The sequence below is a fragment of the Cryobacterium sp. MLB-32 genome (assembly GCF_000738085.1).
Lineage (GTDB): Bacteria > Actinomycetota > Actinomycetes > Actinomycetales > Microbacteriaceae > Cryobacterium.
Map to the genome: position 1 here is coordinate 1 of NZ_JPRS01000146.1, position 9,844 is coordinate 9,844.

12 protein-coding genes are annotated in these 9,844 nt (G+C 60.5%); 4 read left to right on the forward strand and 8 right to left on the reverse strand.

Features of this window, described 5'->3' with window-relative positions:
* Positions 1-443 precede the first annotated feature (443 nt).
* The 4 genes from JF66_RS13510 (at position 444) to JF66_RS13525 (ending at position 3,367) form a co-directional block, all read left to right on the forward strand.
* On the forward strand, positions 444-1,028 hold the full coding sequence (locus tag JF66_RS13510; RefSeq protein WP_035878984.1) for a recombinase family protein: 585 nt from the start codon (positions 444-446) through the stop codon (positions 1,026-1,028).
* A 229-nt stretch (positions 1,029-1,257) separates the two neighbouring features.
* Positions 1,258-1,896, forward strand: a complete 639-nt coding sequence (locus tag JF66_RS13515; protein WP_035878987.1) for a hypothetical protein — start codon at positions 1,258-1,260, stop codon at positions 1,894-1,896.
* A gap of 562 nt (positions 1,897-2,458) precedes the next feature.
* Entirely contained in the window at positions 2,459-2,674 is a 216-nt protein-coding gene (locus JF66_RS13520) for a hypothetical protein (RefSeq protein ID WP_035878989.1), read from the forward strand.
* Between the two features lie 213 nt (positions 2,675-2,887).
* The gene (locus tag JF66_RS13525; protein WP_156109795.1) at positions 2,888-3,367 is read left to right on the forward strand and encodes a hypothetical protein; all 480 of its coding nucleotides are present in this window, start codon (positions 2,888-2,890) and stop codon (positions 3,365-3,367) included.
* Between the two features lie 649 nt (positions 3,368-4,016).
* On the opposite strand, the gene JF66_RS13530 is transcribed toward JF66_RS13525, so the two are convergent.
* From JF66_RS13530 to JF66_RS25350, 8 genes are all read right to left on the reverse strand, one after another.
* A complete protein-coding gene (locus JF66_RS13530; protein ID WP_035878991.1) occupies positions 4,017-4,613 on the reverse strand; it encodes a hypothetical protein in 597 nt (198 codons plus the stop codon).
* A gap of 307 nt (positions 4,614-4,920) precedes the next feature.
* Complete coding sequence (locus JF66_RS13535; protein WP_035878993.1) at positions 4,921-5,181, reverse strand: Txe/YoeB family addiction module toxin; 261 nt, start codon at positions 5,179-5,181, stop codon at positions 4,921-4,923.
* The gene (locus JF66_RS13540) at positions 5,178-5,429 is read right to left on the reverse strand and encodes a type II toxin-antitoxin system Phd/YefM family antitoxin (RefSeq protein WP_035878994.1); all 252 of its coding nucleotides are present in this window, start codon (positions 5,427-5,429) and stop codon (positions 5,178-5,180) included. Before JF66_RS13540 ends, JF66_RS13535 begins: the two co-directional genes overlap by 4 nt.
* A 294-nt stretch (positions 5,430-5,723) precedes the next feature.
* Positions 5,724-6,806, reverse strand: a complete 1,083-nt coding sequence (locus JF66_RS13545; protein WP_035878998.1) for a hypothetical protein — start codon at positions 6,804-6,806, stop codon at positions 5,724-5,726.
* A gap of 613 nt (positions 6,807-7,419) precedes the next feature.
* Positions 7,420-7,821 (reverse strand): NUDIX domain-containing protein, encoded by a 402-nt coding sequence (locus JF66_RS13555; protein ID WP_035879006.1) that lies wholly within the window; start codon positions 7,819-7,821, stop codon positions 7,420-7,422.
* An 82-nt stretch (positions 7,822-7,903) separates the two neighbouring features.
* Positions 7,904-8,368 carry a cytidine deaminase gene (locus tag JF66_RS13560; protein ID WP_051973535.1) on the reverse strand — a complete coding sequence of 155 codons (465 nt, stop codon included), beginning with the start codon at positions 8,366-8,368 and terminating at the stop codon, positions 7,904-7,906.
* A gap of 108 nt (positions 8,369-8,476) precedes the next feature.
* Positions 8,477-9,109: a Type 1 glutamine amidotransferase-like domain-containing protein gene (locus tag JF66_RS13565; RefSeq protein WP_035879007.1), complete on the reverse strand. Its 633-nt coding sequence runs from the start codon at positions 9,107-9,109 to the stop codon at positions 8,477-8,479.
* Positions 9,110-9,248: 139 nt separating this feature from the next.
* Positions 9,249-9,611 carry a GNAT family N-acetyltransferase gene (locus JF66_RS25350; protein WP_081882386.1) on the reverse strand — a complete coding sequence of 121 codons (363 nt, stop codon included), beginning with the start codon at positions 9,609-9,611 and terminating at the stop codon, positions 9,249-9,251.
* Positions 9,612-9,844: the final 233 nt, after the last annotated feature.

Sequence of the window (9,844 nt, forward strand, 5' to 3'; positions counted from 1 at the left end):
GGTTCAACAATCGATCACTCACGGTCACAACTGCCATGATCATGGCGATCGTGACGAGGGTCAACGTCGTCACATTGGTTGGGTCTATCAGCGAAGAAGTGTCCATACGCACAGTATATGTATGAAGTTATGTTGCGTCTAGATGATACGAAATTCAATACGCATAATGGCACGGTCAAAACACACCGACAATCCGGTGTGCCGTCAGGGTCGGCCTTAAACCACACCGAATGGATTCCAGTGGGAGCCCTTGAAGAGTGCGGGAGCAATCACCAGGCTGCGACCTCGACCCGCTGCTGCCGCGCCGTGGATCTCCTCGAGCGAGGATTACAGGCGGGCGCCGGCCCTGCCTTGAGCGGGCGGCGGAATGCGTGGGACACCGGAATGGAGGGTTTATCGAAGCGGTTCTTGAGTATTTGGGGCGCGAAGTTCACTCTGCGTTTATGACTGAATTACTGATTGGCTACGCACGCGTATCCACAAACGAACAAGACCTGACCGCTCAACAGAATGCCCTCGAACGTCTGGGAGTCAGGCCGAACCTGATCTACACCGACCACGGCTTGACCGGCACGAATCGGGCGCGGCCTGGACTCCGGGAAGCTTTGGCTGCCTGCCGGGGTGGTGACACGTTGGTCGTGGCCAAGCTCGACCGGCTGGCGCGTTCCCTTCGAGATGCCAAGGACATCATCGACGAACTCACCGCCAAGGACGTCAAGCTCAGCATCGGCGGATCCGTTCACGACCCCAACGACCCAGTCGGACGGCTTCTCTTCAACGTGCTCGCCATGGTTGCCGAATTCGAATCCGACCTCATCAGAACCCGAACCAAAGAAGGCATGCAGGTCGCCAAGGCAAAAGGACGACTACTGGGCAAGCAACCCAAACTCTCACACACCCAACAACGGCACCTGATAGAACTCCACGATTTGGGAGCGCACTCCGCCGGCGAGATCGCTGAACTTTTCAACGTCGCCCGCTCGACCGTCTACCGAACGCTCGAACGACACCGAACAGCAAAAACCTGAATCCACACAGATCCTTTGCGACGGGAACAAGGCCTGAAGGGGAACCCCTTGTGCAACGATGCGACGGCCTTCTTCTCCAGTCTCTGCGTCGATGCCGATTCGGGGGTGGGTATTGCGTGGGCGCGGAAGCACCCCAGTGCAGATTCGAGTTCGTCGACAGATAAGGTTGGCGGAAGTACCGCGCCGACCCGTATCGACTGATCAGACGGGACACACGTTTGGAAGAGGAATGACAATCTCCGACCTTGGCAAGCCGCTCAGCGGACGTGCCGGTCTTGGTGCCGGTCAACGCTGGCTCTTGTTGATCATTCTCGTATTGATCATGAGTGCCGCGACGCTGGGGGCCGTCGGTCCTTTCCTCGGGCGACTGTGGCTTATTTCTGTGATCTGCACCGTAGCGTTGGCAGCGAGCATCGCACTCTACCAGCGGCACGTCTTTGGGGTACTTCGGAGCGCCATGCTCCGATCGCATCCGCGCGCGACGGTACTTCTTGGTCAGCTGGCCCGCACGTCTCCGGCTCCGGCCACCGTCGCTGGCTTCCGCCGCAGTACCTCGATCACCCGCAACACGTGGCAAGCCGGTATCTCGATCGGCGAGACCTCACTGGAAACATGGGCTTGGGACGGGCGAACCCCCCGTCGAGCCAAACGGATTCCACGTGCCTGGATCACATCAGTCGGTATCAGACCCGCCTACTTGAGGTACAGGCCCCGGGATTGTCTGCGAATCGAGTGGACGGACCACGGAACAAAACAATGGATCGAGCTTGCGCTCATCGACCTCGATTGCGTGGTTCCTCGCTTCATGAACGAGCGGACAACCGCTCAAGCCATCAACGAACTCATTGCTCTCCCGAAATCGAACTGACTCAGGCGGGGTCACCCCGCCGCCTCTACCGGAAGTGCGCCGTTCCCGACAGTGCGACCTCGTCTTGATTCCATGGCCCGCAAGCCGGACCTCTCGCGGGACGCCAGGAGACCGTCGGCGGCGCAAGTTTCTTCGTTCGTGAAACTAGGCCGTTTGACACATATCGGATTCACTGCGACCTTGGAGGGAAGTTAGTGCCGCAACGATGGGGGAATTCACAATGTCGACAACAGCATGGTCACGATCGGATGTTAAACCTCGACTCAATAATCCGGTGCGTCGCGGGTCAACCCTCATCCTTGCTTGTGCCTCCCTCGCGATGCTTCTCACGGGGTGCAGCACTACGACTGCCGGCGACACGAATTCGCCCGGGAAACCGCTTCAACTTCGGCTCGTGACTTCTTCCGTTGACGGTCCATGCACGGCGCCGGTCCTGATCTCAGACGAGGCGGCCCCCGCGTGTGATCAGGCAGGAACCACCACCTACGAATTGGCACAAGTCCTGGGTGAGATCACACCAGATTCCGTAGTGCTTTCCGACGATCAAGGATCGACAAACGCCGTGACCCTTGATCTCAATGACACAGATACCGAAACGCTCAGCGCGGCTTCCAGCAAGGCGCTGGACAAGAACCTTGCGATTGTCCTCGACGGAAGAGTGCTCTCCGCGCCGCTCGTGAAGGACACCCTCACCAGCAGCCCGCTGACACTGATGTTTACGACCGCATCCGAGGCGAAGCAGGCCGCTGCAGACCTGAGAACTTCGACAACTCCTTGATCCCACCCGACACGACCTCGACTCCGGGATTCGATGGCGGGCCGCCTACCACCTCTACCTTCGTGGACGAATGGACATCAATTCGTGCGGCCGGCGGGGTGACCAGCCCGTAAGACGAACGATGAGCGGAACAGGTTCACGTCGCCTTGACTGGTCACAGGGTGGCTCGCCAACTGCGTCGCAGGGGAACACCGAAGGACCTAAGCTGCCAGCATGACGGATAGCAATGAGCGGGGTCGATACGCACCGATGCAACGAGGATCGGTCGGTATTGGGCGCGCTCAGCGCCTGCCGTTCGACATTTCCAGCCTGTCAGTGACCGGTCTGGTCATCATCTGCGAACTCGATGATCCGGCCCCGGGAAACTCCAGGCCAACCATGAGCATGAAAATGACCCAATGCTTGCGCCTATCCGACGAATCGATGATTCGTCTCGACATGGATCGTGGAGTGTCCTCGTTCAAACATGGGCACAGCGGGGCCATCTCCTGGAAACGCTCTGCAGCCGACGTGATCGCAGAAGTTCTCATGGAGGTGCGGGGGGATGACGAAGCGAAACCCGATTCATTTCCGTGGGAAGCGTACGCGGAGGCCGCACAACTGAGGGGAATCTCGGTTGACGCCGAGGCACTGCGCGAACTTCCGCACACGGTGCTGCTGTCGGATGAGCTTGCCGCGATCTACGAATTCTGAAGGACGACGGCCTTCACTGCGGCAGTTCTCGCGGTCCTGACATTTGACGTCTCACAAGCCGGACGTCTACCGCGACAGATTTGGGGCTGATCCACGTAACGGTCGAATACTCTGCGGCCGTGTCAGAGGGGAACCCCCACCGGGATGATCTGACGTGAAACCGAACGCGAACGTCACCTCGGCCCAAAGCCGTTCCCATTTGACACTCCGCGCCCATGTGGTCATTTGGTATTCGAGAAGCAGGACGATAACGCCCACGGCGTACTTTTCACAGAGCGTCGACAAGCGATGCCGACTGTCGCGGTTCACCGTCCGGTGAAGGTCCCACGTAGTGCCGAGGGCGGCGCTGGTGTGGTCGGGTGTCATCAGGGGTGACGCCGGTATCGAACAGCTTCGAAGCAGACACCTCCTCCGCGTAACCGCGCCGGGAGCGGACGAGCGCCCCAGCACGTCCGCTGCCGTGCGCTCTTTCGGCCCGGCTGAAATCCGAACGCGGGGCCTACCGGAGGGAACTGAGCCAGCTCCAACTCGCGCTGGCCAAGGCGCAGGGTGAGAACTTAGAGCTCAGACGGCGCCTCGCCGGCCACGAGGATTAGGGCTAGAGATATGAGGAGCGGCCCGGCAAGCGGCCGCATTCGGCGGAGTGGAACTAACCACCCGGCCCGGTCGGATCGATCGGCGCACCGTCGCCATCCTCAGGTAGGTCTCCGCGCTCCACCGGTTCGCCCGGCGTCTTGGGAACGTCGGAGAAGAGCAGTTCGAGTTCCGCATCCGATGGCACGTGCACTTTCTTCGCGGCTGTCAGAAGATCCGCTGGCGACGCGTCGTTCATTCCGGATACCCAGATCAGCGCACCGTCTCGCACCGCGACGTACTCGTGGATGCCTCCAGCCGACCGATGCCAGACGCCATCCTCATTGGCACACGTCAACGCTCCGCCGGGCGCATCCCAAAGGGGTGTCGCAGCACACGACGCTTCCGTGAGTTCACCGGAATCGCTACGGATGGTCAGCATCGCACCCGTGCTGCTGTTGAACCAGGTAGCCGACATCCCGTCTGCAGCACCCGGCCCGACCGACTGCGGTGCAAGATCGTAGCCGTCCACCTCAGTCGTGTACACGAGTTCAGGAGCGATACCAACAGCTCTCGCGAGCTCGGCGATCGAATCCAGGCTCGCCGCATCCGCGCCCGTCGTCGATGCGCATCCAGTAAGAGATACGCAGACGGACGCCATAGATGCAGCCACGGCTAATGTCCACGCCCTAGGAAAGCGACCAGTTCGACGCAAAGAGCACCCCCCTCCTTCGGTCACGGCTGTGCTTGGCGACTCTGTCAATCGCCAGCTCGTACAGTGTGAGTCTACGGTCCGGCCTACCCGGCCGGGGCATGCGCCGACGACGCGCAACAGAAGAGCGCACAGGGGGATACGGGGAGTCTGCACGCCCCATCACGAACGTCGAACGCTACAGACCTGGGGCCGAACCACCCAGCGCCGAGTGCGTCAAGGGTGTCTCACCCGGGAACCCCCTACGGGAACTGAGCTAGACCTCGGGTTAATAATGTTCGCGGGCTTGCAGGATGACGATGTGGTCGTCCGTGACGTAATAGACGAAGCGGTTCGTGTCGTCGATGCGCCGGGACCACGCGCCGGAGAGGATGTGCTTGAGGGCCTCGGGTTTGCCGATGCCAGCGAACGGATCGCGAAGTGCGTCGGTAATCAGCTGGTTGATTCGCTTGAGAGTCTTACGGTCCTGAGTCTGCCAGTAGACGTAGTCCTCCCACCCATTCGGGTCGAAGGCAATCGTTCGACTCACGCGTCGAAGAGGTCGTGCTGCTCGAACTCGCCACGCCGGGCCCGCTCAATCGCCGTGAGCAACCGCTCGGCATTGGCGGGGCTCCGCAGCAGGTACGCCGTCTCGGTCATCGCGTCATAGTCCTCCTTTGAGAGGATGACAGCGTTTCCGTGCCGGGATACGACCTCGACTGCGATGTGGTCGTCGTTGACCTGCTGGATGAGCCCGAACAGGCTTTTGCGTGCTTCCGTCGCGGTGATTGCCGACATGATTGCCTCCCTGAGTAGTACTTGATAGCGTACCACTTAAGGATGCGGTGAGGGAAGTGCTCTGTTCCCGAATCGGGAACCCTCATCGGGTCGGCATGAATGACCGCGCTCGTTGACCGCTACGATTCGATTGCGAATGTCGTGCCGCGCACTGCGCTGGTCGTCCGAGCGAACCGGCTGACTGTAACGAGAACAACGGGAACCGGACACACAAAGCATTGACCCCATGCCGGGCGAGGCGTCCTCCCGGGCGACGTGGTGAAACTTCGCACGACACGGGAAGGAGCCCGTGAGTCAAGCGATCCTCGCGCGGTCGGCGCAGGCGTTGAGTACCTCGTTAGCGTCCTCAGCTCGTGCGAACCCAATTCCACGGCGCCCGAAGATCGGAATCGGCAGATCCAGTGGGCGCCCATCAATGATCTGAAAAATGTGAAGGGTCAGAACAGCGAAGCTCCGATGTCCGTTGGAAACCTTGAGCCGGCCGGGGTGGACGTAATCGATGTCACGCCACTTCAGCGCCACATTAGGGACATCGGTTCGTCCCCGGCCCCACAGCTCAACTCCTTCCGGTCCGATGGTGACAACAAACTGGAGGCTCAGCCGCGGACGGTCGATCCCGATGGCCTTCAGAGCGTCAAGTAGTTCGGGGGTGCGTTGGGTGATGAAGACGACAGCCGAGGGTCGAGCTGAGACCGCGTGGCGCACCTTGGCCCGCTGGGATGTGACGACGATCCAAAAAATCAGGCCGCCGAGAGCTCCGGCGCCCGCAACCGTCGCGAACATGATTCCGAGGAACATCATCTGATCGGCGCTGTTCCCGCGTAATTGCGCAAGAGGAATGCCGAAGGCAACGGCAAGCATGACGATCCAGAAGGTCCCCAAGCCCCAGAACGTCAGTGTTCGATTTCGCTGGGCATTGGGCAGGTCTTCAAATCGCACAGAGCTGTTGAGCGACGAGGCATTGGATACCGCTCCGGACACTGTGGCGGGGACGTCAAGGCCCTTCGACGGTGTCGCGTAGACGGCCGACCCGGCGCGACGGATAATCAAACCGGATTGGGGATCAACTTGATCAAGATTCTGGTGGCCGCTCGTCATGGTCGTGTACCCGGCTGTGGCCTCAGCACGCCCCCGACGACCCAGCGCATAGCTGAAACAGATGATAGTCAGGACCGGGATCCCGAATAGCGCAATAAGGGCGGGGATATTTTGCCCACTCAGGTCGGAATCGCCCTCGCTTTGAAGAAAGAAGAAAGCAAGGACGCCCACAGTGACTGCCAGCACACCCACCACCACGCTCATCACGCGCGATAAGCGGTACGCCGAGACCCCCGTGACGAGTAGGTGCCTGTCAAGATCTGCATCGGTGGAAGTCATCCGACGAGCCTAGCCATGGTGTGGGCAGGCTGTGGGCACCATCTGCCCGCAGAGGGAACCCTCAGGGCCACAGGGCCGATGGGTGCGGCTGGTGTGGGAAGCTTTGGCTTTATGGCCGACACTTCGGGTACCGTCGTTGGTTCAGGCAAGTGGGCACAACGAGGCGGGTAAGTACGGTGAATAAGTCAGATATGCTCCCCGGGCCGACCGCGCTCGAATTGGCGCGCCACCTTGGGCGCCCAGCAAAAATATGCCTGACGGCCACGGGAATTTCCGCGGCAAGCTATTTTCTTGCGGGAGCTACGGAGGAAACGATCCAGCCCTGGATGTTCCCTATGTTTGCTGTGATGGTCCTGTCCTTTTTTTGGACGCTGTATTGGGAGTTCGTTTTCCTGTACAAGATGAATCGAGAGGCGAAGGCGGGGTACACAACAACGTGCAATCTTGTCCCCAAGGTGCCTCAGGTTGACTATCAGACGGGGGTGGTTCTGAGAGCGGTGGGGCAGCCTCTGCTTATGGTTTATACCGCGGAACAGCGGAAGGGAAAGTAGCAGGCGCCAGCGGATACCGGTAGCACGAGGTATGCCCTGTCGGAACCCCGACCGAACAGGAGTTAGCTCAGCACCTGCTTGAAGAGCGCTGGGTAGGCAGCATCAGCCAGGTCCAGAGATAGTGCCTCGTCCAAACTGAACCAACCGACGGCATCGTGTTCATCCGGCGCGGCATTGATGATGTCACCGTCCCAATCCTCGACCCTCCAGATCTCCAGGAAGAGGCCAGGTTCTTGACGCGTCACTAACGCGTTTCCGCTGGGTGGAGCGATTTCCACGCGCAATTCTTCTCGAAGCTCACGCACAAGAGCTTGGCGATTTGTCTCTCCCGGTTCGAGATGACCTCCCGGGAGGTCCCAAACATTGGGATACCAGGCCTTCGATGGTGATCGATGCACAAGAAACACCCGCCCCGCGCGAACGAGTAACCCGCACGAGACGTGATGCGTCACGTGTTCATCCATGAGATGAGCCTACGGACAGTGCACAGGCTAGGGCACCAGGACGCACGCCCGGGAGTTGAACCTCATTCGATTCCGTTCGACGTCAGCGAAAACGCTCCTCGTCGAACTGCTGAGTGCCGCCCTCCATGGTCCATGCTGCGGCAAACGGCATCAGGGTCTCAATGGTGGCGACACGAACGCCCTCGGCGGTCGGGAGCAGCACCCTGATGCCTGGGTAGTAATCGAACAAGACCTGCCTGTCACGCCCGCATGGTCCGACGACACCCCGCCCGTGATTGCCCACAGCGACGATCGTCCTGATTTCTCGCCCGCCCTGTGCACGCGCCGCGCCCAGTGCAACCAGCTCGGCGCACGGACCGCCGGTGAAATGGAACAGATTCACCCCGGCGAACATACGGCCGTCGGCGTCTCGAACTGCCGCGCCCATCGTGTGAGCACCATCTTCATCAGGCCCGGCATCCGTGTTCGCGTCGATGGTCTCCCTCGCGAGCTCAACGAGCTCAAGGTCATCGGCCGTCGGCACTGCGAGTTCAACGTTTAGGGGCATGAGGGCAATCCTACGGATAGGACCGGATCCAACTTCTGGCCGGCCTGTCCGTAAGCCGGACCCTGATCGGGGCATGGGGGTATCGGAGTTATCTGGCACGCGAATCGCTCAGATCAGCACAACGCTGCTGCCGTCGACCACCAGCGCCTGGCCGTCGCGAAGAGCCCAATAGGGCTTGCCCTCCTGAGCGTAGGCAACAGCCACGCGGGTTAGGGCCTCGCTCTCCGGGTGCTGCGGGGATCCAAGGTGAGGCACGAAGGGCCGATCCAGGATGCTGAGGCCGACAAATTCGACCGCCCCGTACATGGACAGAGCGTCCTCCGTTGAGTCGCACTCTTCGAGGCCCACCAGGCTCGGGGCTAGGACGCACACCCCCGCACTGAAGCCGGCGTAGACCAGTTCGTCAGCTCTGAGACGATCCGCGATGATCGCGTCGGCCCCCGATCGCGCCAGAGCCATTCGGAGCGTGAAGACGTTGCCGCCCCGAACCCAGAGAAAGTCCGGCTGCCCAAACGTCACAGAAAGGCTCTCGGCGTCGTGCACTCGAAGGTCGAGCTCACGTGCTTCGAGCCCAACGTCCGCAAGATTCGTAACCTGACGTTCAGTCTCTAGACGCCGGCTCTCGGGCTCAGCCCCGTCGAAAGCGTTCATGATGACCCACCCGCGTCCACGCCCACGGACCAAGCCCGTGAAAGCCTCGGGATGGTCGCCCAGCTGATATGACGAGAGATAGAGGCGCATGACGTTATTGTCCCGACTTTCGCGCACCAAGGTCGAATTGCTTGCGTCCGCAAGACGGACGGCCTACGCGACAGGTCTATGCCAAATCACCAGTCGACCGAGCACGGCGATGCCGTGTCGCAGGGGAACCCTCAGCGGGTCAAAACCTTAGAACCATCGTGTCCGAATTGCCGACCCGTCCCGCGACGATGAAGCCGTTGCTCACGTAAAGAGCACGGGCTCGTTCGTTGTCGTCTTCAACGCTCAAGCTCAGCCCCTGGAGGCCACGATCGACTGAGGCCCGTATGGTCCGCTCTAGTAGGACGCGGCCTATGCCCTGGCCTCGATGAGTGCTCACGACGCTCATGCCTAGTTCGGGGATGCCCTCATCAACGAATCCATATCCGGGATCCTTGGCGGTCATGAACCTCGCCCAAGCCGCACCGACCGGCTTGTCCTCTGCCTCGTAGGCAACGAAACCGAAATCTGAGCTTCGTTTCCAATCGGAGATGTAGTGCCAGATGTCGGGGGGTCATGTCCCGTTGAGTGGTGTGGTTTCCCCGCTTTGAGCGTTGCTTTATCGACGTGAGGAGCCATCGTGGGATGGTCAGTGAGTACCGACTAAAGCAACTCACAAAGGACACCACACGATGGCTCTAGACCAGTCTGCCCTGCTCAACCTGCTGGGAGAACTCAAACTCACCGATGTCACCGACCGCATCCGCGTCGCGACCGAAACTCTGTACCAAGAACTCA

Bases quoted from the DNA above. Each gene is read 5' to 3' on its own strand.
- JF66_RS13515 (WP_035878987.1), top strand. From the start codon at position 1,258: ATGACAATCTCCGACCTTGGCAAGCCGCTCAGCGGACGTGCCGGTCTT.
- JF66_RS13525 (WP_156109795.1), top strand. From the start codon at position 2,888: ATGACGGATAGCAATGAGCGGGGTCGATACGCACCGATGCAACGAGGA.
- JF66_RS13565 (WP_035879007.1), bottom strand. From the start codon at position 9,109: ATGCGCCTCTATCTCTCGTCATATCAGCTGGGCGACCATCCCGAGGCT.
- JF66_RS13540 (WP_035878994.1), bottom strand. From the start codon at position 5,429: ATGTCGGCAATCACCGCGACGGAAGCACGCAAAAGCCTGTTCGGGCTC.
- JF66_RS13560 (WP_051973535.1), bottom strand. From the start codon at position 8,368: ATGCCCCTAAACGTTGAACTCGCAGTGCCGACGGCCGATGACCTTGAG.
- JF66_RS13545 (WP_035878998.1), bottom strand. From the start codon at position 6,806: ATGACTTCCACCGATGCAGATCTTGACAGGCACCTACTCGTCACGGGG.
- JF66_RS13555 (WP_035879006.1), bottom strand. From the start codon at position 7,821: ATGGATGAACACGTGACGCATCACGTCTCGTGCGGGTTACTCGTTCGC.
- JF66_RS13510 (WP_035878984.1), top strand. From the start codon at position 444: ATGACTGAATTACTGATTGGCTACGCACGCGTATCCACAAACGAACAA.